The organism is Aneurinibacillus uraniidurans, from assembly GCF_028471905.1.
Taxonomy (GTDB): Bacteria; Bacillota; Bacilli; order Aneurinibacillales; family Aneurinibacillaceae; genus Aneurinibacillus; species Aneurinibacillus uraniidurans.
Map to the genome: position 1 here is coordinate 2,612,362 of NZ_CP116902.1, position 26,500 is coordinate 2,638,861.

The following is a 26,500-nucleotide window of genomic DNA, read 5'->3' on the forward strand; positions in this document are numbered from 1 at the left end:
TACGAGGGAGAAAGAATCAGAAAAGCCGCACCTGCTTGTAAAACAAAACGGATGCGGCTTTCAGCCATGTACGCTTATAAAATCGTCAGAATTCCTCGCATATCATCAAGGATATAATCTGCTTTCAACTCTTCAAACTTCGCACGCGCTTCCTGACCGGACAAGCCTGTTAGTGTCGCCGCAAACTTACAGCCAATGCTGCGTGCAGCCATATAGTCGGCAACCGAGTCCCCGACAACGAGCACTTCATCCCCATTCTCAATCGGTAAGGCAAGTGCAAAGCAGTCCGCATCGTCACATTCCATACCAAGCATCCCTTTAATGTAGCAGTACGGCTGCGGTTTCGCAAGCGGCGCACGCTCTGGATAGCGCTTCTCTGCATCCAGAACATCACTTGCTGTCACAACGCGATTCTCATCAAAGTATTGCAGCAATCCCATCGCTTTGAGCGGCTCTACCGTTTCAATGCGGGGACGACCTGTACCAATGCCGAGCGTGTAGCCGCGCTTTTTCAGTTCGGCAAGCACTTCTGCCATTTGCGCTGGTTCAACAATCGGAATCTCATCGTCCAGGAAGCCTTTTTTGCCCTTTTGGAACGCTTCACGGCCAATTGAATCTACAACTAGACGGTCACCGAGATACCATTCCTGGAACGTCTCCTGACATAAATCCCACAGCTCACTGTTGCGAGAGAAGACGTCCGTTGTAACGCCTGTTTTCTCCTGGGCAATGTCATTCAAATACAACAGCAGACCTTGCTTCTCTGCTGTACTCTTCTCGAAATCCGTTACGAATGCTGCGTAATCGATTTCAAACGCAACACCTGCTGCCAGCTCACGAATGCGATTGATCGCATCACGGTTGATCTGTGCAGTCAAAATTTCTTTTACGGCTGCTGAATTTGTCTCTGCAACCTTTGCTAAAAGAGCAATAAGGTGGTAGGAATATGTCAGATATACCATATCCCAGTTCGCATTAATGCCGCGTGTTTTTACAAAATTCAATACATTATCGTTATCAAACACCTCTGCACGGACGCGGCGAATAATCGCTTCTTCCGGTGCCGGTTCAAATGCTTCTGTTGTAAGTCCTGTGTAGTTTTGGCTGTACAGCATCTCCCATACGGTTAGCGCGGATGCATCAAAGTAGCGCTCCTCGCTTAGCAGTACGCCATCTACGTCAAACAAAATGGTACGAAACATGCCTCTCCTCCAGGTTCCCCAATGGTTTGGTGTAATACGAACATTTTAACATATTTCCGACGAATTAATCGTCTTTTTACGCAAATTTCATTTCACAAATTGTATGATAAAATAATGAAAAAGGAGGGAGCGTATGGAGTTCCAATCATTACAAAATCGGATTGCTCTTATTACCGGCGCCAGCAAAGGAGCAGGACGCGCGATGTGTCTCTTGTTTGCGGAGGAAGGAGCGACCGTATACGCAGCAGCACGCAGTACCGAATTATTAGACGAGCTTGTACAGGAAGCCGTCGGTCTTGAGGGGCGAATTATTACGGCGCCATGTGACGTAACAGATGGTACAGCTGTCGAGCAACTAATTCAGCGTATCATAGACGAACAGGGACAGATTGATATTTTGATTAACAATGCAGGACTCGGGCATTTCGGAGCGATTCATGAGCTGACGGAAGCACAGTGGGATGAGATGATGAATGTAAACCTGAAAGGCGTGTTTTTGTGCACGAAATATGTCGCTCCACATCTGATTCAGCAAAAACACGGACATATTATTAACATCTCAAGTATCGCAGGAACCGTTACTTTCCCAGGTGGAGGGGGCTACTGCACAACCAAATTCGGCTTGATGGCGTTCACTGATATTTTGACACAGGAACTAAAATCGCATAACGTTAAAGTATCTGTCATCTGTCCTGGCTCAATCCAGACATACTTCGGCGGCACCGATCCGAAAGATTATGCGCTGCATCCGAAAGATGTCGCACAGATTGCCTACCAGATGGCTGCCGCACCCGAGCATGTCATTTTGAATCAAGTGATTATGCGTCCGGTTGTGCCGCAGGCGAAGCTTTAATTACATAAAAAATTCAGGAGGATAGTACCGTATGAAAAAATGGCTTACTTTATGCATGATGGCCACCCTCGTTATGATACTTGCCATCGGATGCAGTCAACAACCACAGGCACAGACGCCGCAGAATACACAGACACCAACACCGCAAGATGTACCGAAACCAGCCAAGCAGTGGAGCAAGGCTCCTGAAATGAAGATCAACCCAAATAAAAAATATTTCGCACACTTTGATACATCCAAAGGAAAATTCACAGTGGAACTGTATGCAAAAGACGAGCCTATAACTGTGAACAACTTTGTTTTCCTTGCTAAAGAAAAATATTACGACGGGAACGTATTTCATCGCATTATCCGCGACTTCATGATACAAAGCGGCGATCCAACTGGAACTGGCGCTGGCGGGCCAGGGTATGAGTTCAATGATGAACTCCCAAATAAACACAAGCACAAAAAAGGAACACTGGCAATGGCTAACCGTGGTCCAAATACGAATGGAAGCCAGTTCTTTATCGGCACAGGCCCGCAAGTTGATATATTGAATCAGCAGCAGTATGATAAATATGTCGTTTTTGGAGAAGTAACATCAGGGTTAGATGTTGTTGAAAAAATCGCAGCTACTCCGGTCAAAGAAAGTCCAACCGGAGAAAAAAGCCTCCCAACAGAAAAAGTTGTCATTAACACTATTACAATTGAAGAGAAATAGACAGGCGGGCGTCCGATCTTGATCGGCGCCCGTTTTTCCATCTAGCCTGTGCGTTTACTTCTGCCGCTGCTTCACCACCGCTACCGTACACCGCGATACACAAATTAATTTATCGGCTTCATCTGTGATTTTAATCTCCCAGATCATCGTCGTCCGCCCCTTATGGAGTGGCGTCGCTACCCCTGTCACGATCCCATCCTGTTTGCTGCGGACATGGTTCGCATTAATCTCTAGGCCAAATGCCGCTTCCGTCTCCTGGTCAATCAAATTCCACGTTCCCATACTCGCCAGCGTTTCGGCAAGTGCGACCGATGCTCCACCGTGCAGCATACCAAACGGCTGATGAGTTGCATTATGTACCGGCATCGTTCCCACTACACGTTCCGGTGTTATGTCGGTAATCTCGATGCCAAGCGCCCCCATCATTGTTTCCTGCATATTTTCTTTTATTTTCATCTGCTCGCCTCCTATTTTTCTTTATATTCAGAATATAACATACGCATGTTATTTTTGCGATAAAAAAGAGAGCGCACGCTCATCAGCATGTACGCTCTACGTCTGTTCTTCATCGCCTGGGAGCCATACCGTAAATACAGTCCCTTCTCCCAGTTTACTCTGCATCGTGATAACCCCTTCATGCAACTCAACTAATTCCTGTACAATCGCCAGCCCTAATCCTGTTCCTTTTTCCGAGCGCGATCGTACACGATCTACTTTAAAAAAACGATCCCATACATGAGGGATATCGGCTTCAGCAATGCCAATCCCCGTATCGGTAACCGTCACTTCCACTCCGCCCTTCTCTTCTCGGGCAGCCAGCTCAATGTACCCATGCTCGGTAAACTTAAGCGCATTACCCAGCAAATTTACAAAAATCTGCTCAATCCGGCCCGCATCTCCCATTACAGCTGGAAGAGGAAGGTCCAGGGCAAGACGAAGCGCAAGACCACGCTTCTCGGCCTCTGCGGTAAAGGTAAAAGCTAACCGATTTAACAAGGCCTCCATATTAACCGGCTGTTTGACCAGATTAAATTCATGCTTGGTCAACCGAACGAGTTCAAGCAGGTCATCCACTAGACGGCTCATATGCAGCGTTTCTTTGTACATAACATCATAATATTTATGGCGTGAGGCTCCATCTTGTACAAGTCCGTCCTGCAGCGCCTCCAGGAATCCCTGCATCGCCGTTAGTGGTGTACGCAGCTCATGCGATACATTCGCAATAAAGTCCTGCCGTACTTTATCCAGTTCAGCACGCTCAGCTTCCACATGGGCAAGTGTGGCCGCCATCCGATTCATCGATCGCGCCAAATCTCCAATCTCATCTTCTGATGTAACCTCAATACGCTGCTCATAATTTCCTTTTTCGATTTCAAGCGCCACCGTATCCATCCGCTTCAATGGCCGAGAGATCGTCCACGATAAATACGATACCATCGCTGTCGACAGAAGAATCCCGAGAAGCGTCGCCCACAAAATCATCACGCGCATATTGCCAACCGTCTCTTCGATACCTTCTACGGGGGCATGCAGTACGATCCCACCAAATATTTTATCTTTTTGTCCCCACGGTACCACAACTGATACCATCGGTTTGGTTAAGCCTGCAAACGCGAGGTTCTGCACGACATTCTGTCCCCGCATAACCTGCTCTACAATCTGTGGGGCAACAGATTTACCGATGAACACTTCGTCGCGCGTAGACGTTGCGATAATATGACCACTCTGATCAAACACCCAGATACGCGTATCAAACGTTTGATCAAGAAACGCTAGAATCGACTGGGTCTGGTCTTCATTCCACGGATTTGTCTGAATGGCCAGATTCACCTTCTTCGCTTTACGCAATAACTCTTCTTTCGTGCCATCATATATGTAATTTTTGGCGAGCACAGACATCGACAACCCGAGTGCGCCGAGTCCGAGCAGCACCGTTACCATATAACTAAGCAACAATTTACGAAAAATACTTTTATTAATACCAGACCAGTCCAGAATTAGTCGGAGCACGTTTCCACCTCAAACTTATAGCCGACACCCCATACTGTGTGAATGCACTCATAAGGTAGTGCTGCAAGATGCTGACGGATTTTTTTGATATGCACGTCTACCGTGCGGATATCTCCAAAAAAATCATAGCCCCAGATTTGTTCAAGCAGCTGCTCCCTTGTGAATACACTGCCGGATGAACGGGCAAGAAAAACGAGCAGATCAAATTCCTTCGGACGAAACGCGACTTTTTCTCCTGCTACAATCACCTGCCGCCCTTGCAAATCAATCACCAGATCGGAAAAGCGAATTTCCTGAACAACCGCTTCCTTCTCTTCCGATACTCGAGGCTGGATGCGCCGAAAAATCGCTTTAATACGGGCCACTAATTCCCGAGGGCTGAATGGCTTGGTAATATAGTCATCTGCTCCAAGCTCAAGACCGAGTACCCGGTCAAACTCTTCTCCTTTAGCAGACAACATAAGGATCGGGGTATCCATCGTTTTGCGAATCTCCCGGCACGCTTCATATCCATCCATAACGGGCATCATCACATCAAGAATAATCGCATCCGGTTTTTCCAATCCCGCCAGACGTACCGCTTCACTTCCGTCATGCGCTTCAATAAGCTCAATATGATGTTGGGAAAAGTACAGGCGAATAATCTCAATTACGTTTATATCATCATCTGCAACGAGCACTTTTGTTCCGTTCATGACATCTCCCCCTCCGTAGAACAGTATAGCACATTTCCCTCTCCCCTATTAAAAATAGCCGGTACACAAGGTACCGGCTATTTTTAGGAAGAAGAAGCGTGAAGCTATCTATTTAATTTTTTGAAAGTAGGGTTGTGTTGTGTTGTTGTCAGTTAAGTAAATCAGACGGTGCGTTTTCGCTGTGTCATCGTACAGGCGTTTAGCTCGTTTCGTTGGTCGTTTGATGTCATTCCATTATACAGCGTACCGCCAGGGAATTTCTTTCATCCACCTCCTTATGCTTATACTTTACCGGATAAATGTAACAGGACTATGTGTAAGTCAAGAACATTTTATAATCAAATTATGATCATTTTATGTCCATGGGGACGCGGTCAAACGTTGGCAAGTCAGCAAAAAGGCGATAAAATAGACAGAAACGTTTTATTTCTATACATATACTAGGAGGAAACCTGCTATGAAAGCATCGCTTGACATTGTTGTCCGTTCTACTGAGATCGATGTAAATGGACATGTAAACAACGCGAAGTATTTGGAATACTTTGAATGGGGACGCGAGGAGTGGTACGAGCAGGCGCAGCTGCCGTATGATAAATTTCTGGAGATGAACATTCAAACGGTAACGGTAAACATCAATGTAAACTACCGTAAAGAGTGCTTACAAAATGACCGACTGACCATTACAACAGAGCCGGAAAAACTCGGGCGTACAAGCTATGTGCTGAAACAGGAAATTCATAATCAGCGTGGCGAGCTCGTGGCAGATGCGCTCGTAACGAGCGTGGCTATGGATAGCAAAGAACGTACAAGTCGCCCGGTACCAAGTGAGCTGGCAGCATTGTTTAGCTAATAGGTTATCAAATTATAAATCCCCGCTTTACCAGCGGGGATTTTGGTTATTTATTTCTTTCTTTTCATTCCTTTTTTTATCTCCGGACGATGTCCCGAGCGAGCAGCAGGATGCTCCTTGACTGGCACAAGCTGGCCTCGGAACAGTGTACGCTCCGGCATCTCAATGCCCAGCTGCTTGGCAAGCTTACCTGCCATAAATTTCTCCTTTGGCTCAAGCAACGATACCGCAAGCCCGGACTTGCCCGCACGGCCTGTCCGACCGACACGATGAATGTACCCTTCTGTATCAAGCGGCAGATCAAAATTAACGATATGCGCCACATCCTCCACATCCATACCACGGGCAAGCAAATCAGTTGTCACCAGATAGCGAACCTGGCCACTATGAAATTCCTTAAGTGCCTGTTCCCGATCCTGCTTGCGCGTCTCACTATGAATGCCTGCGATCGACACACCTCTTCCCTTCAGCCACGTTGTAATATCGCCCACCTGATGCAGCTTCTTGACGAAAACAATCGTGCGACCACCACTAAGTGCTTGCAGCAAGCGTCGCAATGTTTCAAACTTCTCCCGCTCCGGCGTCACAATAAAGCTGTGCGTAATCGTCTCCGGCAGGCGCGATTTACCTGCAATGCGAATCATGTGCGGCTTCTGACCTGCCCACTCTTGTCCCCAATTCTCCACGATCGAAGAGATCGTAGCAGAAAATACAGATAGCTGACGGTCACGTGGCGTCCGCTTTATAACGGCTTCTACCTCGCGCATCATGCGTGCTTCAAGCATCTGGTCTGCCTCATCAATCACTACCGTCTTTACTTCATGCGCCTTCAGCTTCTTCTTCTCTATCAGATCATGGATCCGACCCGGTGAGCCGACAATCACATGCGGCTTGTCCTTCAGCTTTTCCATCTGGCGCTTAATATCCACACCGCCCATAATGACCTGAAAGCGGATCTCGCTCCCTTCGCACAGCTCGCTTAACACTCGATGAATCTGCATAGTCAACTCACGTGTTGGTGCCAGAATGATCGCTTGTGGTACAGAAGCTGACGTATTAATCCGCTGCAAAAGCGGGAGCAAATAAGCAAGCGTCTTGCCTGTCCCCGTCTGCGATTCCCCAATGACACTGTGGCCTGCCAGCAGCAGCGGAATTGTCTGCTTTTGAATCGGTGTCGGTGTTGTAATGTTTCGTTTCGTAAGTCCGGCTACCAGGAACGGTGCCAGCTCAAATGCTGCAAAATCAGTCATGAATGTCTTCCTTCCTCAAGATGGATGGGCAGATGAATGGAGAATGTCGTCCCTTCTCCCAGCTTGCTGCGAACAGCAATCTTGCCATGATGCCCTTCAATGATATTTCTTACGATGGACAGCCCAAGACCTGTTCCGGCCCGACCGCGTGTACGCGCCTTATCCGCCTTATAGAAACGCTCAAATACAAACGCAAGATCTTCCGGCGAGATGCCCACACCTGTGTCCGATATTTCAATCGTGCAGCCATCTCCCTGCATGAACGTGCGCAGTGTAATCGAGCCGCCAGCAGGCGTATGACGAATCGCATTATCAATCAAGTTCGTGAGCACCTGCTCCATGCGATCTACATCAAAATAATAACTACCCTCTGATGCCTGCCAGTCAAGCTGCAAACTAATCCCCTGTTCACGAGCTACTCCATTGAACTTACGAATCACTTTATCTTCCAGTTGGAGTAAGTTTGCCAGTTCAATATTAAGCTGGATATGCCCCGCTTCCATACGGGCAAGATCAAGCAGCTCGTTGACAAGGCGCGACATGCGTAACGACTCATCGTATATAATTTGTGCAAGTTCTTTCTTTTCTTCCTCAGACTGTGCAATGCCATCGACAATCGCTTCGCTGTATCCCTGTAACATCACAAGCGGTGTACGCAGCTCATGCGAAACATTGGCCAGAAAATCCTTACGCAATTTGTCTAAGCGGCGCTCCTCAGTCATATCGCGCAGCACAGCTACCGCACCGCGCACCTGTTCATTGTCATACAGCGGTGCCATGACAACAGCATAGATGTGCCCCTGTACCATTACATCTGAGATGACTTCCTGTTCATTGCGCACAACTTGTTCAAAAATCGTCTGCATCACTGGAGGCAGCTCTTTATGTGTTAATCTCTCCGGTGGATCATCTACGCCCTGTTCATAGCGCCACGCCTTCAATATTCCATCTGCCGGTGGATTCGTCACAATGATCTCACCATGCCGATCCACCGTGATCACACCATCAACCATGCTCTTTAGCACACCTGTGATCTGTTCCTTCTCACGGGAGAGCGCAACAATCAAATCATTCAGTTGGGAAGCCATATGATTAAACGTATTGGCTAGATCCCCCATCTCATCATGCGTCCGAATCGGAATCTGGGCAGAGAAGTCGCCACGCGCATATGAATCCGCCGCTTTTTTCATTTTGCGAAGCGGCTGGGTAATGCGGCTAGACAAGAAAAAAGCAAAAAAAGTTGTGAGAATAATGCCGATAACGGCTGCATAAAAAATCAACCACGTCGTTTTCTCGGTTGTGGCTCGCAACTCATCGAGTGTTTTATACATAATCAATTCACTATGCGGCTCCGGAGTATGAAGTGGAACCGACACAGCTAGAAACTCTTCCTTATGCTCAAAACCATCCGACGGAGCTACTACGGTAAAAAAGTCACGCGTAATGCCAATCTGACCATTTAATGCTTTTTTTAGTTCCTTGTTCTTCATAAGCTCCTGCACGCGAATCTCAGGAATGGATGCCCCTGCGTTCACAACCGGTTTACCCGCCAGCTCACCCTTCGGCGTTACGATGACCATGCGTGTGTCATACACATCTACAAGCTCGCGCGCAATCGCAATCACGCGGTCATGATCTTCATACCCGTGAATGACATCTGCCATATTTCGTGCCATCATCTTCAAGTCTTCCGTGCGCTGCTTCTCATAGAAGCTATCGAGCGACTGCATCAAGGTTAGGCTGAGCGCAGTAAGCACAACAGCAACAAGTCCGATGATGGTCAGCCATAGTTTAAAAACAATCTGATTGTAAATCACTTATTTCGGCACCTCAAGCTTGTAACCGATTCCCCATACGGTCGCAATCATATTGGCCGCTACAGGAGAAATGCGGTTCAGCTTCTCACGCAGACGCTTAATATGCGTATCAACTGTACGTAAATCACCAAAAAATTCATAATGCCATACATCTTTCAGCAAATCTTCCCGCGAAAACACTCGATCCGGGTTGCGTGCCAAATAGTACAGAAGTTCATATTCCTTCGGTGTGAGGCTAACTTCTTCTCCTGAAACAAGTACGCGGTGCGCATCATGGTCAATCGAGAGCTCCGGGAAGACTAACACATTGTTCGAGCTATTCGGTGTTGTCAGGAAAGCCGTGGCAGAAGAACGCCGCAGCAGCGCCTTCACACGATAGACCACTTCACGTGGGCTAAACGGCTTGACGACATAGTCATCTGCTCCTGATTCAAATCCTTGTACCCGATTTGCTTCTTCCCCTTTTGCTGTCAGCATAATGACCGGAGTCGCCTTCTGCTCGCGCAGACGCAAGCATACTTCGATACCGTCAATACCCGGCAGCATCAGATCAAGCAAAATCACATCGTAGTCATTTGTCAGTGCCATATTAAGAGCGGTTTCCCCGTCTTCTGCTTCTTCAATTACAAAATTCTCCCGTTCTAAATACATGCGAAGCAGGCGGCGGATTCGTTCTTCATCGTCCACCACGAGAACTTTCGCTTGCTGTTCCATATATTCTCACCTCTGTTAACAATTTCGCCATTTTTTATTTTACACTATTATGCGCCTGATGCGGGCGAATCGTACAAAATTATATGAAATTCTTACGTATGAAAACAAGCATTTGTTTTACCTTATAGACATAGACACGTATTTTATTGTCAAAGGAGGATTCTCATGAAGAATCGATCAACAAAACCATCAAGCCAGAGTGTGCATAAACAAATCGAACAAGCGCATCAAAGCAGCGTCATCGACACCGGCTCAACTGCCGCAGGAAAAAATCGCTCCATTCCTGTTCAGCGCATAGAAGACAAAAGCCCGGACGATCTCGAATAGTATTGCACAAAGCTTGGTGGAGGAGCGGAGAAGAAGTCGCTTTGTCACTTTGTTACGCTTGCAGAGAAGCAAGTGTGTCCGCTCCAGGTGACAGGCGAACTTGCCCACAAAAGAAGTTCAATGATGCACATACACAGAAGCATTGTGGGCAAAACCCAGTTCGCCTGCCACCCTCCGCTAAGCGGTCGCGTAAAGTCGTTCCACAGCGACTTCTTCTCCGCTCCTACCCAAGTTTGGCAGACAAATTGTCAAGCATAATTATGATGTTGAGCTTCTCTATGTAGTATATTGTTTTTTATTTTTGTAAACCGAAATATTGTTGGGGAGGGGGAGAAGGGACGAGCAAGAGAACGCCTGTACGCGCCTACTCAGCGGAGGGAGACTGGCGAACGGGCCTTTGCCCGCAATCCTTCAGTGAATCAACATCACAGGCTTTCTTTGCGGGCGAGTTCGCCGGGCTCCCACAGCGAACAGTCTATACTTCCCCGCAAGCGTACCGAAGCGAACGGCTCATCCCTTCTCCCACTCCCCACCACCAACTTTCGATTCTACACCAAACAAAAAAAGAGGCCGTCCTATTCACAGAACAGCCCCATCCCTTATGCATACGCATGCAACCCCGACATCACCAGATTGACAAATATCAGATTAAACATCACAACAATAAAGCCGAGCACCGCCATCCAGGCAGACCGCTCTCCCTGCCAGCCGCGCGACAGGCGCAAATGCAAATATGCGCTGTAGAACAACCACGTAATAAGCGCCCATACCTCTTTCGGGTCCCAGCCCCAGAAGCGCCCCCACGCGTCCTGCGCCCAGATCATCGCAAAAATGAGCGCGCCAAGCGTAAAGATCGGAAATCCAATCGCAATCGCTCGGTAGCTAATCTCGTCTACTAGATCAGCATCAATCTCTTGTACCCAGCGGCTCATCGGCTGAGCTAATCGCGTTCGCAAGACAAGAAGAAGCAGCACATACAGAATCGTCCCGCCACCTAATGACCAGATAACCGAGTTAAACTTGCGTGCCGCCTGATCTCCGTGCATAAAGCCCGGTGCTGCAAACAGCGGCTTCATCTTGCCTTCCGTCAGCAGCGTACCGTCTTTCGGACCGACAATCGCTGGCATGTCATATTTCATCTCTACATTTACAATCTGACCTTTTATATCCGCAGGCGCTTTAAACACCGCTTCATAGCCTGTTACACGGAAATATGTAGCCAACGCCACGAAGCAGACTGCTGTAAGCATGCACCACATCACAAATTCCAGCCAGTAAGCAGAACTTGGATTATCCTCCGCATTAACAGTACGAAGCAGATAAATAAGCCCGGCGGCGAATCCGATGGCAAATGCTCCTTCTCCAAGAGCGGCCGTCGATACGTGAATTTGCAGCCAATAGCTCTGCAATGCGGGAATAAGCGGCGTCACTTCGCTCGGAAAAACGGAAGCATAGGCAATCAGAAGCACCGCAACAGGCATCACAAACATCCCAATCAGCGGCAGGCGATAAAGCAAGTAAATCCCAAGAAACGCCACGACCATCGCATAACCGAGGAACTGCGTAAACTCAAACATATTACTCGTTGGAATATGTCCACCGATGTACCAGCGCAACCCGATAAAACTCGTATGCGCTACAAACCCAAGAACGGCAGCCATATAACCGAGCCGCCCAAAACGCTGCCTATGCACCTTCGGATCACGGTTGCTAAAGCGTTGTCCTGTCACCGCTACAAAGAACAAAACGGTCGAACTACAATACAACGTAAACGCAATGGTCAGCATCGTATCGCTGATCCAAATGAGATTGCTCACGATTTTTTCTCTCCCTTCTCTAGCTGCGCAGCTGAAACGGTAAATCCTGCTGTATCGAGAACTTTTACGATCTCCTGTTTTATACCGAACCAGTTTTTGTTCGTATGGGCGGCAATCAACAATCGGCCATCCACCACTTCAAGCCAGATCCTGCGGTGCTGCCAATAAAAGCCCATCACAAGCCCGACCATACACACGCACGCCCCGAAGAAAATAACCGGCAAGCTTTTATCAACACGCACCATCAGACCTGTCATATCTACAAGGTCTGGCTTAGCAAATTCATACGTAACAACAGGCGGTTTGTTGTCAGCGGTCAATGTACTTCCAAGGAAAATCCACTGCTTCTCCCCGCTTGGGGTTTTAGGTGAAATCGTGTTAATCACAAATGCCGGATTGTTCGGACTTGTCGTTTTCGTGATCGGCTGCTTATTTTTATCCAGAGCAAAGTCAGGGAAATACTTCAGCACTTGCACTTTCACATGATCGCTGACACGAATTTCGGATTGTGGTTTGTATAAATCAAGCCGTACCGTGCCAAGCGAAGCGTGCGTTGCTGTATCCACCAGCTTCATATTCAGTGCTTCCAGCTGATTTTCCTGTTCACTCGATTGGTATAATAATAATCCGTCCTGTTCGAGTGGATGGTTGACGCGAATTTCCGCTTTTTTCACTTCTTTCAGCTTAGGCGCAGCTCCCGCAACCCCTGCATTTTCATTCTCGTATAGAACGGCTGCTGTTTTGTATTCCTTGACGACCTTCCCATTTATGTCCAGCTTCTCCGGGAATTCATTGTCCTGATAATACACTTTGTCAAATCGTTCATTCTTCACATAATACTTCGTCTCGGGAACCGGCTCCGTCTGCCCTTCTCGCACCCAGACGAATTGGTTAAGGTAGAAACCAGGGATAAGACGCATCAAGCAACCAACGAGAAACAAAATCAATCCGATATGATTAATGTACGGCCCCCAGCGGCTAAAGCGTCCCCGCTCACCTAACAAAGCGTTGTCTTCCTCCCGCACATTATAGCGCCGTTTACTAAGGCCTTGCTTAAGGGCATCTAGTACTTCCTGCGAGTCCCGCTCCCCGATACTGATTTCTGCGCTCACTTTTTGGATAGCTAGAAACTTGTGATCACGCTTAACACGCTGTGCCTTTAACGCACGGTACAGCGGTTGGACTCGGTCAAGACTGCATACGACAAGTGAGATACCGATGCCAAGCAAAAGCGCAATAAACCACCAGGATGAATATAAATGATGCAAGCCCAAACGATAATAGATCAATCCGAGTGTCCCGTATGCCTCTTCGTAAAATACGTCAGCAGGCTTTGGGACCGGTATGTATTGTTCCTGCGGAAAAATCGTCCCGATCGCGGATGCAATAAGCGTAAGCACAATCATAATGATCGCATTGCGCACAGACGAGAAGAAACGCCAGATGCGACCCGCGATCGTTTGACTCGATGCTTGTGACCGCCGTAGCGCACCTTCATAGCGCATATCCGCTATCTGTCCTTCCACGTCTTCACGGGGCGCACCACATGACTCGCACAGCGCAGTACCAGGTGGATTGGCATGTCCGCACGCGCATTTTACTTCCTCTATCATGTATTCACCTCTTTATGCTGCCACTTAACTTATGTATACAATGCATAAATATTTATTTACATTTGTATTTATTCGTTGTAGAATAAATCTTACTTAATTGTAAGTCCCCGGCCCTTTTGCCCGGGATGTAAAGGAGTGTACGTACTGATGATTCCGACAGATATGCAGTGGAATGCTCTGCTGCAGCGTCATGCAACGGTTACGGTTACGCTTGATGACCGTAAAATAACAGGCGATCTGTATAATGTAACTGACGAACAAGTTATTCTGATTGTTCAGGATAAAGACGGCCTGTTTGAAGTACTCAACCGTGCAGACGTGCGCGACATGTCATGGTAATCGACATGTCCGATGCATAAATATGTTATATGGCGACGCTTCTACAGCGCCGCCCCCAAAATGGCGAGAAATCAGCCATTTTTTTCATGCAGTTTTTCTACTTCGGCTGCTGTCAAAGCCCGGTATTCCCCTTCCTTCAGCCCGTCAAGCGTCAGAAATCCAAGCCGCACTCGTTTGAGCTGCATAACCGGATGCCCTACAGCTTCACACATGCGCCGTACCTGCCGATTGCGTCCTTCATGAATGGTCAGGCGCACTGTGCTTATCCCACGCCGGGCATCAGAAGCAAGACATTCCGCTTCTGCCGGAGCTGTCATCCCATCTTCTAGCATAATCCCTTCCCGAAGTTTGCGAAGCGCTGTATCATCGATCCGCCCTCGAACGACTGCTTCATACACTTTATCCAGTTCATATCGTGGATGCGTAATATAATTGGCGAATTCGCCATCGTTCGTAAGCAGCAATAGACCGGACGTATCATAATCAAGCCGGCCAACTGGATAAATGCGTGCCCCTACTCCTTTCATCAAGTCAAGCACCGTCCGTCGTCCCTGCGGATCGGTCACGGACGTAATGTATCCTGTCGGCTTATATAATAGAAAGTACACGTGTTGTTCGCGAGCAATCACCTGACCATCTACTTCAATCCGATCACGCTGTGGATCAGCCTTGTATCCGAGTTCACATACCACGTCCCCATTCACCCGGACGCGGCCTTCGGTAATCAATTGTTCGCATTTACGCCGAGAAGCAACTCCGGCTTGCGCCATAATCTTCTGTAATCGTTCCATCTGGTAGCATCATCCTCCTCTACCATCATACCCGCTCCTGTTCGGCTGTACAACTTTCCTGTACGATATCCGTGTGTTTTGTTGTGAAATCGAAAGTATGTGGGAGGGAGTGGGAGAAGGAAGGAGCCGTTCGTTTGGTACGCTTGCAGGGAAGCGGTAACTGTCCGCTTCGGGAGCCCGGTGACGTACCCGCAAAGAAAAGCACAAGATGTTGATTCACCGAAGTGTTGCGGGCAAAGACTCGTTCACCGTTCTCCCTCCGCTAAGTAGGCGCGTACAGGCACTCTCTTGCTCCTCCCTTTTCCCACTCCCCGCACAACGTTTCGTTTTACAAAAAACTCTCGCCGCCAGAATGGATTTTCCGGGGTCGTGACTGGCTTTACGCAAGTCATCTTCTTTGTTTTTACCGTCATAGCAAGACTCATTCTCTTACTATTATTTGATGGTGTTTACACAAAGTGTGCTAGGAGCGGGAGCGGGCGGGGCAACGGAACGCCTGTATGCAGCTGCCCAGCGGAAGGGGACAGACGAACGAGCCTTTGCCCACAATGCTTCTATGCAAATACATCGGTGGCTTTTTTGTGGGCGAGTTCGTTTGGCACCTGAAGCGGACAGTCACCGCTTCCCTGTAAGCATACCGAAGTGACGAGGCCCCGCCCGATCACGCTCCTCCCCCCACACTTTGTCGAAAACATCAGCAAAAAACCTCCGTACAAAGCCGCTGTACGAAGGTTTATCCAAATATAAGCGAGACGATGCATACGGAAGCAATGACTCCAATCAAATCCGATAACAACCCGACCTTAAGTGCATATTTCGTGCGCGTAACGGCAACTGCACCGAAATAAACGGTCAGCACATACAGCGTTGTATCCGTACTGCCCTGAATGGTACTGGCCAGCCGTCCAATATACGAATCCGGTCCATATCGGGCAATAAGATCCGTTGTAATCGCAAGTGAGCCGGTTCCAGTGACCGGGCGCAGCAAGGATAACGGCAGGACTTCTGCCGGAAACCCAATTGCATTCAGTACAGGCCGCAGCGCTTGCGTCAGTAAGTCAAGCGCCCCGGACTCCCGAAATACCGTAATCGCTACCATCATGCCAACTAGATGCGGCATCAGGCGAATGGTGGTACCAAAACCACCCTTTGCGCCGCTGACAAATGTATCGTACACCGGTACTCTTTTATACAGGGCATATACAAGCACATACGATAAAAGCACCGGAATGGCCCAGATCGATAACTGCGTGACAAGCGCGTACATGCTTTACCGCCTCCTCTCAAGCCGCTGATACCAGCGGTCAATCATAATCGCAGCACACGTCGCAATAAAGGTCGCGACGAGTGTGACACCGACAATATCAGCCGGGTTCGCAGAATTATAATTCATGCGGATCGCAATGATGGTCGTCGGAATGAGAGTCATGCTGGATGTATTCAATGCGAGCAGTGTACACATCGCAGGCGTTGCTGTTTTCGGGTCCGGGTTGAGCTTCTGCAATTCCTGCATCGCCTTAATGCCCATCGGCGTTGCCGCATTGCCAAGCCCGAACAAGTTGGCTGTCATGTTGGAGAGAATATAGCCGAACGCTGGATGGTCTTTCGGAATCGTCGGGAACAACCAGCGAGCAAGCGGCCCAAGCAAGCGAGCCATTTTGTTCAATAGCCCGGCTTCCTCTGCGATTTTCATCATGCCCATCCAGAAGATCAAAATACTAAGCAAGCCGAACGTCACCGTTACCCCGGTTTTTGCTCCTTCAAATACCGCCTTGTTTACCGCATCTACCTTTCCATTCACAAAGGCGACGGCAACCCCAATCAAAATCATTCCGGCCCAGATGTAGTTAACCATCTACTTTCCTCCTAACAGCACCTGCCAAAATGTCTCCCAGTTCGCCACAAATCGATGCTCGACTGCCTGCACGAATGTTTCTTGCACAAGGGTAAGCGGTACTCGTCCAATCACTTCACCGCGCAACGTCAGTTCCGCATACGGCTGCTGAATATTGCGGACAATCCGAGCACTTACCTGTTTTTTCTCTCCCGCTGCCAGCGGATAAGAAAAGGCACGTGTGCTGTAATACGCGAGCACCCCATTGTCCTGCTTCTCTTCTCCGAGACGGGCTTTCTCCTGAATGAGCGAAGTCAATGGATAATTCGCAAATCCGTAATCCATCCAGCTCATCGAATCGTTCCAGTCCTGTGGCGCATTCAACACAACAATAGCAAGCTGCTGACCGTTTCGGGTCGCAGACGAGGAAAGGCAGCGCCTCGCGATTTTTGTATACCCGGTTTTCACCCCGTCCGCTCCTTCATACAGGCGGAGCATTTTGTTTTTGTTAAGCAGCTTACGGTCCCACTGCTCCCCTTCCCACGGAATGTGTTTGACCTGAGTGGAGACGATTTTTTTGAATTCCGGGTTGCGCAGCGCATACGCGGTCAGAAGTGCCATATCATTAGCAGTCGAATAATGATTGTCGCTGTCATCGAGTCCGTGCGGGTTTGTAAAATGACTGGAGCGCATTCCGATATACTGCGCTTTCTCATTCATCATGCGGGCAAATCCGTCCACCGATCCGCCGACATGCTCGGCAATGGCAACTGCCGCGTCATTGCCAGAACGAAGCATGAGACCGTATAGCATGTCTTCCATTTTCATTTTTTCGCCGCGCTTTAAGTAAATGGAGGACCCTTCTTTGGCATAGGCACCTGGTGGTGTCGTTACAATCTCCTGACTGTTGCCTTCTTCTAGCGCTACGATCGCGGTCATAATCTTCGTCAGGCTGGCGATGCGCATCCGTTTATCACCTTGCTTTTCGGCAATGATTCGGCCAGACGTTACATCGATAAGCGCCGCTGTTTCAGCCGAGATCGCTGGCGGTCCATCTGGCGCTGCTGATACGCCTGCCATAGGCAGACATGTGATTATGGTAAGTAGTAGTAAAACGAGCTTTTTCACTCCGATCCCCCTTATCCGCACCGTTATCGGTTGTCCTAGTAGATATGTATATGGGACAGGGTCGAGTTTAAGACTATTTTGTGGAATTGAGCGGATTTGGTGGGAGAGAAAGAGAGGAATTGGTGATAGACTGAATTTTGGACACAGAGAACCGAGAGTGCAAAAATAAAACAAATGCATTCTACATTGAGTTGTCTGACTACGAAGAAAAAGTACGATAAGAAATTCAAACTCCAACAGCAGCAGACAAAAAGAGAACCACCCTACGATAGTTAGTCGCAAGGTGGTCTTGCTAGGAATAAGTCGATTCCTTACTTTTTAGAGAAATTATTCTTAATTGGTTGGCTATCATGCCAACCTATCAGTTTTATATGGTATTCCTTAAGTAATTGATCTGAGTAGATAGATCCATCAGTAGTAATTCTACCATCTTTTTCAATATAGGAGGCATTTGGAAAGTCGCTATCATTTTCCCTAGAGTCTGAATCCCCCATATAGTATTTTGCACTCCCAGGAACAAAGTATATTTCTTTTGTATCGTTGACTTTTAGCAAGGTTATCCTCTCATTCCCACTAGCTAACCTCTGTTTCCGCTAGAGAAATTTCCCTATCCCTTCATTTGCACCAAAACCATCAAATTCACATATTAGTATATTTTCAATAACCTTGCGTTGCCCATTAATTTCATATTCCAAACGAAACGGAAATTCTCCATATATGATTTCAGGACGTGGAGGATTTGGTTGTAATTGGATGTGTACTAGAATGAAAAGCCAAGGCAAAGTAAGATATGCTACAATTACAACTACCAACAGCAACGGAATACCTAACGTTAACAGTATTTTCGATTTCAATAATAGCCGGCCTCCTCTAAAGCTCTTATCACTGAAGACATGGAATGGTTATCTATTCGTTTTTTTTATTTTATACGAAGGAGGATACCACTATTTAATAGCATGTTGAGTAGGTAGATAAACAGTCGATCCAATAAATTGTTCGCCAAAATAATGATTTAAAATTTCACCTTTAACCACATAATGAATCAGACTTCTCAACGTAGAGTCTTCTGGGGAATTTTAAACCGGCGATTTTGGGGAGAAAAACATTGCCGTTGGCACCTTCATACGTATCCTTTGAGATACAGCAAATTCTATTAAATTTAACATTACTATAATTCGTAAAAAACCTTAGTCCGATAAATTCTCGAACTAAGGTTGTGCATTGCTTTTTGTTCAAACTTGGGGCTTATTAAGACTTTATACTCGCAAGGGAGCATTTTAGATAAACGCCGGTTTGTACAAGATTATTGTTTATATAAGTAATCCACCTACTCTGATGATTTAAAATCTCCTTTGGTAAGATACGATTTCAAAGCAAAAGGTCTAAAAATATCATCCCCTCTACTTATCGGAGAAACAATCTCCCACCCTTTCGAAACAAGAACCAAATTTCCAGAGTATTCATTATAATCAGGACCCTCCCTCTTTTCTAACACTCCCTTAATAACAAATCTATTTTTTTTGTCTCTTTCAGTAACATAATCGTAAATGGTTATATTCTCGCTCAACTCATTCATTGGATCTACGCCTTCAACATACATATAACCATTAGCAGAAGGAAATAAATGATTATTATAACCAAGTATTAGCCAATCAGCTCCCGATGTATCAGAATGTTCACAGATAATTTCAATTTCACCCAGAGGGATTTCTCCTTTAGGAATATAGTCAAACTTAGGTGATATTGCCTGTTTAACTGGTAATTCTTGAATACAAATAAATGTTACCGGAACTAGAAGAACAAATACCCACCTCAATTTTCTCTTTAACATCTGTCCCTCCCAAATATTATTTTTTGGTGAAAGTCTTCCAAAATACGTTAGAAGTTTCAGTATCCAATATTGGATAGTATTTGCTATCTCTAGTATCTATATTGTCGACTAGTCGTCTATCGATACTATCCGTAAAATCCTATGCCAAACCTCTATCTTTGTTTATATATTCATAAGTTGTTTTACCATCTGTAGCTGCAATAGTGGAACCACCAGTCTGATTCACCCAACTTTGTGCAAAACTCCTTCCATTACGATCCTCAGTTATTTCATTAGCCGCCATAACAGTTACAAAGGCAAAAAGAAACCCCAGACGGGTTTGTTGCTCATTTTGAGGAGTTAGTAAGATTATTCTTCTATGCTACTTCCATCAGTCTTAGAGAGTTCATCCATATTAACGTCTATTTTTGTAATTTTATATAGATAAATAGTGTGGGGAGTTAACTTTTTTTTATATACTACAAATCCTTTAAAGTCATTATAAACCAATTTTTCGCCACGCTTATAACTTAAACTCTTCATCTCTCTTCCAAAAGAAAGTATTAAATTTTCTTTTGGAAAATCGGTCTGTGGACATGAAATCGAATATTTATTTAATACACTAATGTTGTTTTCATCGACTTTTATCCAGTAACCTTCGTAAGTCTCATTACTTTGCAAACGTAAAATCTCATGTAAATTAATTTCTATCGGAGTGTAATAGTAAGTGTAAACCTTATGAAGGATTAACACACTCAAAATACCCAAGATAACTAATAACGACTTATACATAGTTATCACTTCCGTTTACAGTTTTAATCATCATCCACTATGCTCAATAGCATATCTCAAATCGCTTTATAATTATCCTTATAAATTCACTATCAAACAATCCAACATAAAGCCATCAATTTCGGAATAAAGCTTAAAAAACTCATCTGTTTCAGTATTTATATCTGTATCTTTTCGCAATTGATCAAAGTAGCTCGACTTCAGCAAGGGTTGATAATTAATATATAACAAATCAACTACTACATCTTTAGGAATTTTAGATAGATCAATAGTAGCTTCCTTCATTTTTATAAACTGATTAGATAATTCTTTAAAGCTATCGTCATTTTATCTGCTTCCTTCTTCAATGATCTGCATAAGCTTATTTACTTCTTGACATAAAGCCGTACTTATTTCAGATAATTGTATGTCCTCTTCATCCGTTCCTCCCCTATTTCTTCTTTCTTCACCGCTATCTAAGTTACTTACTAAAAGATTTCTTAATTTCAAAAATTCATCTGCAAGAAAAGATAGTTCCCAAAAATAATCAAATTCTACTGTTATATAACGAATATGTTCATATAAAGTACGTACAACTGGAAAACTAATAACCTTTTCTGTAGAAATCAGCCTAAAATACTCCTCTACAAAAAAGTAAAACGCTTTGTTCCAACCTTTGTTGATTGTTTTTTCCATTCTCATTTCTACCAAGACTTTAGCACTTAGCCACCCTATAACTTTCTCTATTCTTTTTATTTTATTCTCTTGCAAATTCATCCCATACTTTCATAATATACTTGAATATTTCGTTTATTTTTCCCGAAATAAGGGTTGCATCCCTTCAATATGGCTCGTATAAACATATATCAAAGTATACATGTCCCGTTCGTACTCTTATTTCTCTCCTATGGCTACTAATTTACTAGTTTTACTTTTAAAGTCACCCAGCAAAACATAGATCATCTTATCTCCTAATGCCGGCCAAGTCATTTCACCTTTAATGCTAATCAACCATTTCTTTGTTCCATCCTCATGAATGGCAAACACTTTTGATACAGGCCTACGCACATTGTTATAGGTACCAACATAAATAACCCCATCTGCTCCAATTAAAGAAGGACCAACCTGAAATCCTTCCACCTTTGTACTCCATTTCAAGGAATTATCCAAACCAATTGCCATTAACTCGAAATATGTTCCTCCAACATAGATTGTTCCGTTTTTCCCTAAAGAGGGTGGTGTAACGATATCTACCTCATCTGGCGTATGAATCCACCTAATTGTTCCATCTCTATTTACGGCATATAACTTGGAACGATCATCCTGATTATCATATGCACTAAATAAAAGTGTTCCATCATCTGTAATAACTGGTGAAGCATTGTCTGAGCCTCTAGCTATACTTACTTTCCATTTTTCCTTTCCTCTTTCATCGATAGCATACAAATTGTTCCTTGAACCGATATATATTGTATTATCGTTACTCAAAACCGGATTCGACCAATATCCCCTTTCGCCTTTATATATCCATTTTAAAGACCCATCTGGGGATATAGCGAATAATTTAGGGCCATCAGTCGTTACATACACAGTTCCGTCCTTTGCTATTACGGGAGAAAAAGTGGCTAAATCATCGATTTTAAAACTCCACTTTACAATTCCCTCAGAACTTACAGCATATAAATTATGATTTTTCGATTCAAAGTCCCCTATTGTTGCAATATAAATTGTACCATCTTCAGCAATTACGGGGGTTTCTAGACTTTTTCCTAAATTTAGTTTCCACTTGATACTCCCATCTGATTGAACCGCATACAAAAAACCATAAGCTGTCCCAAAATATATGGTATCTTCTCTACCTACAACAGGGGAGGAACAGAAAATTTCGTCATTAAATTCAAGCTCCCATTTTATTCCCGGGTTGTTCGGCCCCATAAAACGTGACTGCCTAGTCCAATTTACTGTAACAGGTTGAACGGCACGAACATCGATTTTCCCATTTTGAAATCCTCCTATCCCTTCATTTTGATTAAAAAGAAAGTTGTTCACTTTCTCCTCACACATAATCAGCCCCCCTTTTTACAAAATATAGATGCCTCTTTTTATATTAAATACAACATAGTTTACAAAAATCCCCCTACACCAATGCTAATCAGCAGTGAGGAGGGGGATAAATAAATTTTCCTATTCATAATGGGCTTTCATACTCTTTATATCAATCACAAGCCCAAGTTCACGCATAAAATCGAATCCTATGATTCCATCTAGCTTCAGTCCATAATCCATGGCCCCAATTTCAATTTCGAAATTCCTAAGCTTCGCATCACCTATTCGGATTGCGTCTATCGTTTTGGAATACACAAATTCTGCACCGCCTATCCCATAAATCGTATGCGTCATGTCATTCGGCTCAGGCTTCACGCCGATTTCGATAAGCTTATCCACCTTAAATATTGTTCCTGCCGAACCCGTATCCAGCAGAACATTTTCACACTTTATTGTTTGACCATGGAACGTCACAGTCGCTTCAACAAACGGCAGGTCGTATTTTATTGTAATGGAGATCATATTCTGCGCAACCCTGTCCTTTTCTTCTCCCTAATATCAAGGTCCTCACGGGACGTATGGGAGAAATAATACTCTCGCTCTGGATTCTCCTTATGAAGAGCTGTATAGCGCTGTAGCGCATCCATTGAGTCCTTATAGCGGTCAATCACAGCCAGATCATCTACAATCCGTTTATTATCCTCGGAACGGGCTTTCAAAGCTTCAAACACAATCCCACTCGTCCTGATAGGCCTTATAGCTTGGTTCTTAGCGGTATAGTCATGCCCATAGAGACTCTATGTCAAGTTGCAATTCTCTCGAATGGAATCTTATTATGTTGCTCACCCTAGTTGTCGTTGTACGACTGAAATTATTGTATAAAATATGAATTTATAGAGAAATGAGAGATAACGAAGGTCATGATTTTGAAAACCAGAACGGTAAGAACTGAGCATATTGAGGATGAAATGAAAAGATTGCAAACGAGGAATAGGTTATATATTTCAAGACATGTGATGATGTACGTACAGAAAAATCATAGAAATATTGTACTGGCATAATTATGGTTATGTTTGTTAGTAGCGGAGAAAACAATTCATTCGGCACTGGGTAGCCCCCACCACTTATTTAATCAATTTCTCTGTTGGCAGTTCTGGTCTAGGAATACTATCTAGTAATAATATCGCTCGCTCTTTTAATAACTGGATGTTTCTCGGTAGTTTTTCTGGTAGTAGACTCTCAATATCCTCCAGTTCACAACCTAGTTTGATAATTTCAATAATCTCAGATGAAATATCGAGTTTTTCTAATCGTTCAACTGAATAGGGGTTGAAGAGATAACCCTCAGCTTCCTCGATACTTATTGAGCCTTTCTCTAACCCTGTAAGTAGTCCAATAATTATTATACTCGTAATACGTTCAACTTCGGTTTTCTCACTTATCCCTAATTGCAATTGCATTTTTTACCTCCATACGATTTTTAATTGTTACTCCAACCAGACTTAACCTTCACATTGAAGACTTTACCACTTGAACTTTCAAAGTAGTGGATTGAAATCTTTTTCCCCTTTGCATCATATCCGTCTTTGTATACTTTCTTCCACTGCCCCGCTTCTACTTTTCTAAGTTCGTCCAATACATCCATATTATTGATATTAACTTTTCTTGTTCCGTTTTGTACCCCTTTAAAACCTTCTGGGTAATTCGGTGATTTCTTAATTGAATCATAGATTTGTTTAAGTTCACCCGTCCCCTGAGTATCTTCAAACGCTCCCTCTGAATATACCCAAGAACAAAAAAGCCGCCTTACACCTCGTAGTTAAACGACTTGCAAGACGGCTCCTAAAAATTACAGCCTATTCTCAAAACCTATGATTTCATCGCTACATATCTAAAACTTATTGTGTCTCATCCTTACGATAAAACAAATACGCCTCCTCGGCCATCTCGTCTCCTTCAACTGGAAACTCCGGTGCCGGTGGCAGCTCATCAAGACTTCTCAACCCAAAATATTCGAGGAACTCTTTTGTCGTCCCATACAAAATCGGCCGCCCGATCGTATCCGCACGCCCAACTTCGCGGATTAAACTCTTACTTGTCAGCCTGGCAATCGCCCGCTCACACTTCACCCCGCGAATCTCTTCAAGCTCCACCCGCGTAATCGGCTGCTTATACGCCACAATCGCCAGCGTCTCCAACGCTGCCTGTGACAGGCTCGCATGCGAAGGGCTCTGCACCATTTTCTCAAAATATGGCGCGTATTCCGGGCGAGTCGTAAACTGGTACGCCTGCGCAACCTCAACAATCTGTAAGCCGCGCTGCTGTTCCTGATAGTCCTGCTTCAGCTCGTCCATCAACGCTGTCACTTCATGCAGTTCGAGATCGAGAATCGCCGCAAGCTGCTTCGCCTCCATCCCCTCATCACCCGCAACAAACAAAAGCCCTTCTACAATCGCTTTTAGCTGTTCCACATCTATCATGCCGTATCCTCCTACATCGCCGACACCATAATCTCTTCGAACAATCCGCTCTGCTCACATACAATATCATGTGTCTTCATCAGCTCGAGAATTGCAAGAAAAGTCGTCACAATCTCGACTTTGGACGTATCACTTGCAAGCAGCTCCGAGAATGGGAGGGGCTTTGCGATACGGTGCAGCTTCGTGCGAATCTCATCCATTCGGTCCCCAATCGAGATCTCGTCTCGCTGCACCTTCACACTGCTCTCCTGTCCCCCACGTTCCACCCGCTTAAGCGCCTTTTGCAGCGCATCTACCAGGTCATAAATCGTCACATTCGAGATGGCACGATCTTCTTCTGGAATGAAGTGAGACAAATCTTCTGCCGGACGGGTAAAGACTTGCGTTTGTTCACGCTCCCGCTCACGAAATATTTCTGCGAGCTGCTTGTACTTTTTATATTCGAGGAGCCGCTGCACAAGCTCTTCGCGCGGGTCCTCTTCTTCGTATTCATCCATCTGCCAGTCGTCAAACAGAGGTTCCTCCCGGCGCGGCAGCAACAACTTGCTTTTAATCGCCAGAAGCGTAGCTGCCATCACCAGGAACTCGCTTGCGACATCAATCTGTAACTCCTGCATGACATACAGGTGATTCATATATTGATCTGTTAGCTCAACCATTGGAATGTCGTAAATATCGACTTCTGCCCGATCAATTAGATGAAGCAGCAGATCAAGTGGTCCTTCAAACGTATCTAATTTAATATCAACTGCCACAATTAGCGCCTCCTTCCATTAGCCAAGAAGGGACAACATCGCCCCCATCACCCATTTGTATGGCTGATAGATCAAGAACCCGAGTCCCGGCAGGAAAACGAGCAGCAGAAGCGCAAATGTTCCGTATGGTTCAATTTTATCAAAAAACCGATCAAAACGATGCGGTAGTAAATAGCGTAAAATTTTCGAGCCATCAAGCGGCGCAATCGGCAGCATGTTGAACACAAACAGCGCTACATTAATCATAAAACTCCACTTTACTGTTTCTCCTACAAGTCGAGTCGCCCAATCCGGCCACGCAGCCGTTATATTCGTAGTGGCAAGCACCCACATCGCCCCCATGAACAGAAACGCCAACAACAAATTCATTAAAGGTCCCGCAAGCGATACCCAGACGACACCAAGTCGACGATTTCCTCGGAAATGAAACGCATTAAACGGTACCGGACGCGCCCAGCCGAACGGCCCGAACAAAATAAGAAGCATTCCGAATGGATCAACATGGCTGATCGGATTCAGCGTCAATCGCCCTTCGTTTTTGGCGGTCGGATCGCCAAGCTTATACGCGACAAATGCGTGGGCCCATTCGTGCACGGTAAACGCGATCACAAACGCAATAATGCGGAACAAAAGCGTATTCAAATCAAAATTGAACAACCCATTTTCCCCCGTTCCTAGTAAACTGCAATTCATTC

Annotated in this window: 30 protein-coding genes; 5 read left to right on the forward strand and 25 right to left on the reverse strand. The window is 45.5% G+C overall.

Going from position 1 to position 26,500, the window contains the following annotated elements; all coding sequences use genetic code 11:
* Positions 1–74: 74 nt before the first annotated feature.
* Entirely contained in the window at positions 75–1,202 is a 1,128-nt protein-coding gene (locus tag PO771_RS13005) for an HAD family hydrolase (RefSeq protein ID WP_272560126.1), read from the reverse strand.
* Between the two features lie 133 nt (positions 1,203–1,335).
* On the opposite strand from PO771_RS13005, the gene PO771_RS13010 reads away from it, so the two are divergent.
* Both PO771_RS13010 and PO771_RS13015 read left to right on the forward strand, forming a co-directional pair.
* Positions 1,336–2,055: an SDR family oxidoreductase gene (locus tag PO771_RS13010; protein WP_272560127.1), complete on the forward strand. Its 720-nt coding sequence runs from the start codon at positions 1,336–1,338 to the stop codon at positions 2,053–2,055.
* Between the two features lie 31 nt (positions 2,056–2,086).
* Complete coding sequence (locus PO771_RS13015) at positions 2,087–2,758, forward strand: peptidylprolyl isomerase (RefSeq protein ID WP_272560128.1); 672 nt, start codon at positions 2,087–2,089, stop codon at positions 2,756–2,758.
* A 54-nt stretch (positions 2,759–2,812) separates the two neighbouring features.
* Here the strand turns inward: PO771_RS13015 and PO771_RS13020 are convergent, their stop codons facing one another.
* The 3 genes from PO771_RS13020 to PO771_RS13030 form a co-directional block, all read right to left on the reverse strand.
* Complete coding sequence (locus PO771_RS13020) at positions 2,813–3,196, reverse strand: hotdog fold thioesterase (RefSeq protein WP_422665008.1); 384 nt, start codon at positions 3,194–3,196, stop codon at positions 2,813–2,815.
* A gap of 114 nt (positions 3,197–3,310) precedes the next feature.
* Positions 3,311–4,768 (reverse strand): sensor histidine kinase, encoded by a 1,458-nt coding sequence (locus PO771_RS13025; protein WP_272560130.1) that lies wholly within the window; start codon positions 4,766–4,768, stop codon positions 3,311–3,313.
* Positions 4,756–5,463: a response regulator transcription factor gene (locus PO771_RS13030; RefSeq protein WP_272560131.1), complete on the reverse strand. Its 708-nt coding sequence runs from the start codon at positions 5,461–5,463 to the stop codon at positions 4,756–4,758. The genes PO771_RS13025 and PO771_RS13030 overlap by 13 nt, the downstream gene beginning before the upstream one ends.
* Positions 5,464–5,920: 457 nt before the next feature.
* On the opposite strand from PO771_RS13030, the gene PO771_RS13035 reads away from it, so the two are divergent.
* Positions 5,921–6,313, forward strand: coding sequence for an acyl-CoA thioesterase (locus PO771_RS13035; protein ID WP_272560132.1), 393 nt, complete (start codon positions 5,921–5,923; stop codon positions 6,311–6,313).
* Between the two features lie 50 nt (positions 6,314–6,363).
* Here PO771_RS13035 and PO771_RS13040 read toward each other — a convergent pair whose 3' ends face one another.
* The 3 genes from PO771_RS13040 to PO771_RS13050 are packed head-to-tail and all read right to left on the reverse strand — an operon-like array spanning position 6,364 to position 10,094.
* The gene (locus PO771_RS13040) at positions 6,364–7,563 is read right to left on the reverse strand and encodes a DEAD/DEAH box helicase (RefSeq protein WP_272560133.1); all 1,200 of its coding nucleotides are present in this window, start codon (positions 7,561–7,563) and stop codon (positions 6,364–6,366) included.
* Complete coding sequence (locus PO771_RS13045; RefSeq protein ID WP_272560134.1) at positions 7,560–9,380, reverse strand: ATP-binding protein; 1,821 nt, start codon at positions 9,378–9,380, stop codon at positions 7,560–7,562. The genes PO771_RS13040 and PO771_RS13045 overlap by 4 nt, the downstream gene beginning before the upstream one ends.
* Positions 9,381–10,094 carry a response regulator gene (locus tag PO771_RS13050; protein ID WP_272560135.1) on the reverse strand — a complete coding sequence of 238 codons (714 nt, stop codon included), beginning with the start codon at positions 10,092–10,094 and terminating at the stop codon, positions 9,381–9,383.
* Between the two features lie 165 nt (positions 10,095–10,259).
* Here PO771_RS13050 and PO771_RS13055 point away from each other — a divergent pair, with 165 nt between their 5' ends.
* The gene (locus PO771_RS13055) at positions 10,260–10,421 is read left to right on the forward strand and encodes a hypothetical protein (RefSeq protein WP_272560136.1); all 162 of its coding nucleotides are present in this window, start codon (positions 10,260–10,262) and stop codon (positions 10,419–10,421) included.
* Positions 10,422–11,020: 599 nt separating this feature from the next.
* Here PO771_RS13055 and ccsB read toward each other — a convergent pair.
* The gene (gene ccsB, locus PO771_RS13060) at positions 11,021–12,208 is read right to left on the reverse strand and encodes a c-type cytochrome biogenesis protein CcsB (RefSeq protein WP_272563165.1); all 1,188 of its coding nucleotides are present in this window, start codon (positions 12,206–12,208) and stop codon (positions 11,021–11,023) included.
* Positions 12,209–12,234: 26 nt separating this feature from the next.
* The gene (gene resB, locus PO771_RS13065; protein WP_272560137.1) at positions 12,235–13,851 is read right to left on the reverse strand and encodes a cytochrome c biogenesis protein ResB; all 1,617 of its coding nucleotides are present in this window, start codon (positions 13,849–13,851) and stop codon (positions 12,235–12,237) included.
* 147 nt (positions 13,852–13,998) lie between these two features.
* Between resB and PO771_RS13070 the strand changes: the two genes are divergently transcribed.
* Entirely contained in the window at positions 13,999–14,190 is a 192-nt protein-coding gene (locus PO771_RS13070) for a hypothetical protein (RefSeq protein ID WP_272560139.1), read from the forward strand.
* Between the two features lie 71 nt (positions 14,191–14,261).
* Here the strand turns inward: PO771_RS13070 and PO771_RS13075 are convergent, their stop codons facing one another.
* The 16 genes from PO771_RS13075 to PO771_RS13145 all read right to left on the reverse strand — a co-directional run bounded on the left by PO771_RS13075 (position 14,262) and on the right by PO771_RS13145 (position 26,498).
* The gene (locus PO771_RS13075; protein WP_272560141.1) at positions 14,262–14,981 is read right to left on the reverse strand and encodes a pseudouridine synthase; all 720 of its coding nucleotides are present in this window, start codon (positions 14,979–14,981) and stop codon (positions 14,262–14,264) included.
* A 733-nt stretch (positions 14,982–15,714) separates the two neighbouring features.
* Positions 15,715–16,248: a spore maturation protein gene (locus PO771_RS13080; RefSeq protein WP_272560142.1), complete on the reverse strand. Its 534-nt coding sequence runs from the start codon at positions 16,246–16,248 to the stop codon at positions 15,715–15,717.
* 3 nt (positions 16,249–16,251) lie between these two features.
* Positions 16,252–16,836 carry a nucleoside recognition domain-containing protein gene (locus PO771_RS13085; RefSeq protein WP_272560143.1) on the reverse strand — a complete coding sequence of 195 codons (585 nt, stop codon included), beginning with the start codon at positions 16,834–16,836 and terminating at the stop codon, positions 16,252–16,254.
* Positions 16,837–17,949, reverse strand: a complete 1,113-nt coding sequence (locus PO771_RS13090; RefSeq protein ID WP_422665009.1) for a D-alanyl-D-alanine carboxypeptidase family protein — start codon at positions 17,947–17,949, stop codon at positions 16,837–16,839.
* A gap of 305 nt (positions 17,950–18,254) precedes the next feature.
* Entirely contained in the window at positions 18,255–18,497 is a 243-nt protein-coding gene (locus PO771_RS19400; protein WP_336297943.1) for a hypothetical protein, read from the reverse strand.
* Between the two features lie 39 nt (positions 18,498–18,536).
* On the reverse strand, positions 18,537–18,797 hold the full coding sequence (locus PO771_RS19405; RefSeq protein WP_336297944.1) for a nuclear transport factor 2 family protein: 261 nt from the start codon (positions 18,795–18,797) through the stop codon (positions 18,537–18,539).
* Between the two features lie 473 nt (positions 18,798–19,270).
* On the reverse strand, positions 19,271–19,774 hold the full coding sequence (locus tag PO771_RS13100; RefSeq protein ID WP_272560145.1) for a hypothetical protein: 504 nt from the start codon (positions 19,772–19,774) through the stop codon (positions 19,271–19,273).
* Between the two features lie 348 nt (positions 19,775–20,122).
* Complete coding sequence (locus tag PO771_RS13105) at positions 20,123–20,545, reverse strand: hypothetical protein (protein ID WP_272560147.1); 423 nt, start codon at positions 20,543–20,545, stop codon at positions 20,123–20,125.
* Between the two features lie 327 nt (positions 20,546–20,872).
* Positions 20,873–21,301 (reverse strand): hypothetical protein, encoded by a 429-nt coding sequence (locus tag PO771_RS13110; RefSeq protein WP_272560149.1) that lies wholly within the window; start codon positions 21,299–21,301, stop codon positions 20,873–20,875.
* A 117-nt stretch (positions 21,302–21,418) separates the two neighbouring features.
* Positions 21,419–22,588 carry an outer membrane protein assembly factor BamB gene (locus PO771_RS13115; RefSeq protein WP_272560150.1) on the reverse strand — a complete coding sequence of 390 codons (1,170 nt, stop codon included), beginning with the start codon at positions 22,586–22,588 and terminating at the stop codon, positions 21,419–21,421.
* 120 nt (positions 22,589–22,708) lie between these two features.
* Complete coding sequence (locus PO771_RS13120; protein ID WP_272560151.1) at positions 22,709–23,092, reverse strand: retropepsin-like aspartic protease; 384 nt, start codon at positions 23,090–23,092, stop codon at positions 22,709–22,711.
* Positions 23,089–23,301 (reverse strand): hypothetical protein, encoded by a 213-nt coding sequence (locus PO771_RS13125; RefSeq protein WP_272560153.1) that lies wholly within the window; start codon positions 23,299–23,301, stop codon positions 23,089–23,091. Before PO771_RS13125 ends, PO771_RS13120 begins: the two co-directional genes overlap by 4 nt.
* Before the next feature lie 393 nt (positions 23,302–23,694).
* The gene (locus PO771_RS13130; protein WP_272560154.1) at positions 23,695–24,030 is read right to left on the reverse strand and encodes a DUF3969 family protein; all 336 of its coding nucleotides are present in this window, start codon (positions 24,028–24,030) and stop codon (positions 23,695–23,697) included.
* A 438-nt stretch (positions 24,031–24,468) separates the two neighbouring features.
* A complete protein-coding gene (scpB, locus tag PO771_RS13135) occupies positions 24,469–25,047 on the reverse strand; it encodes an SMC-Scp complex subunit ScpB (RefSeq protein ID WP_272563167.1) in 579 nt (192 codons plus the stop codon).
* Between the two features lie 14 nt (positions 25,048–25,061).
* Positions 25,062–25,805 (reverse strand): segregation and condensation protein A, encoded by a 744-nt coding sequence (locus tag PO771_RS13140; RefSeq protein ID WP_272560155.1) that lies wholly within the window; start codon positions 25,803–25,805, stop codon positions 25,062–25,064.
* Between the two features lie 18 nt (positions 25,806–25,823).
* Positions 25,824–26,498 carry a site-2 protease family protein gene (locus PO771_RS13145; protein ID WP_422664947.1) on the reverse strand — a complete coding sequence of 225 codons (675 nt, stop codon included), beginning with the start codon at positions 26,496–26,498 and terminating at the stop codon, positions 25,824–25,826.
* Positions 26,499–26,500 lie beyond the last annotated feature (2 nt).

Excerpts from the sequence above, each read along its gene's own strand:
- PO771_RS13005 (WP_272560126.1), bottom strand. The coding sequence starts at position 1,202 with ATGTTTCGTACCATTTTGTTTGACGTAGATGGCGTACTGCTAAGCGAG.
- PO771_RS13010 (WP_272560127.1), top strand. The coding sequence starts at position 1,336 with ATGGAGTTCCAATCATTACAAAATCGGATTGCTCTTATTACCGGCGCC.
- PO771_RS13015 (WP_272560128.1), top strand. The coding sequence starts at position 2,087 with ATGAAAAAATGGCTTACTTTATGCATGATGGCCACCCTCGTTATGATA.
- PO771_RS13020 (WP_422665008.1), bottom strand. The coding sequence starts at position 3,196 with ATGCAGGAAACAATGATGGGGGCGCTTGGCATCGAGATTACCGACATA.
- PO771_RS13030 (WP_272560131.1), bottom strand. The coding sequence starts at position 5,463 with ATGAACGGAACAAAAGTGCTCGTTGCAGATGATGATATAAACGTAATT.
- PO771_RS13035 (WP_272560132.1), top strand. The coding sequence starts at position 5,921 with ATGAAAGCATCGCTTGACATTGTTGTCCGTTCTACTGAGATCGATGTA.
- PO771_RS13040 (WP_272560133.1), bottom strand. The coding sequence starts at position 7,563 with ATGACTGATTTTGCAGCATTTGAGCTGGCACCGTTCCTGGTAGCCGGA.
- PO771_RS13050 (WP_272560135.1), bottom strand. The coding sequence starts at position 10,094 with ATGGAACAGCAAGCGAAAGTTCTCGTGGTGGACGATGAAGAACGAATC.
- PO771_RS13055 (WP_272560136.1), top strand. The coding sequence starts at position 10,260 with ATGAAGAATCGATCAACAAAACCATCAAGCCAGAGTGTGCATAAACAA.
- ccsB (WP_272563165.1), bottom strand. The coding sequence starts at position 12,208 with ATGCTGACCATTGCGTTTACGTTGTATTGTAGTTCGACCGTTTTGTTC.
- resB (WP_272560137.1), bottom strand. The coding sequence starts at position 13,851 with ATGATAGAGGAAGTAAAATGCGCGTGCGGACATGCCAATCCACCTGGT.
- PO771_RS13070 (WP_272560139.1), top strand. The coding sequence starts at position 13,999 with ATGATTCCGACAGATATGCAGTGGAATGCTCTGCTGCAGCGTCATGCA.
- PO771_RS13075 (WP_272560141.1), bottom strand. The coding sequence starts at position 14,981 with ATGGAACGATTACAGAAGATTATGGCGCAAGCCGGAGTTGCTTCTCGG.
- PO771_RS13080 (WP_272560142.1), bottom strand. The coding sequence starts at position 16,248 with ATGTACGCGCTTGTCACGCAGTTATCGATCTGGGCCATTCCGGTGCTT.
- PO771_RS13085 (WP_272560143.1), bottom strand. The coding sequence starts at position 16,836 with ATGGTTAACTACATCTGGGCCGGAATGATTTTGATTGGGGTTGCCGTC.
- PO771_RS13100 (WP_272560145.1), bottom strand. The coding sequence starts at position 19,774 with ATGTTAAAGAGAAAATTGAGGTGGGTATTTGTTCTTCTAGTTCCGGTA.
- PO771_RS13105 (WP_272560147.1), bottom strand. The coding sequence starts at position 20,545 with ATGTATAAGTCGTTATTAGTTATCTTGGGTATTTTGAGTGTGTTAATC.
- PO771_RS13110 (WP_272560149.1), bottom strand. The coding sequence starts at position 21,301 with ATGAATTTGCAAGAGAATAAAATAAAAAGAATAGAGAAAGTTATAGGG.
- PO771_RS13115 (WP_272560150.1), bottom strand. The coding sequence starts at position 22,588 with ATGTGTGAGGAGAAAGTGAACAACTTTCTTTTTAATCAAAATGAAGGG.
- PO771_RS13120 (WP_272560151.1), bottom strand. The coding sequence starts at position 23,092 with ATGATCTCCATTACAATAAAATACGACCTGCCGTTTGTTGAAGCGACT.
- PO771_RS13130 (WP_272560154.1), bottom strand. The coding sequence starts at position 24,030 with ATGCAATTGCAATTAGGGATAAGTGAGAAAACCGAAGTTGAACGTATT.
- PO771_RS13145 (WP_422664947.1), bottom strand. The coding sequence starts at position 26,498 with ATGAATTGCAGTTTACTAGGAACGGGGGAAAATGGGTTGTTCAATTTT.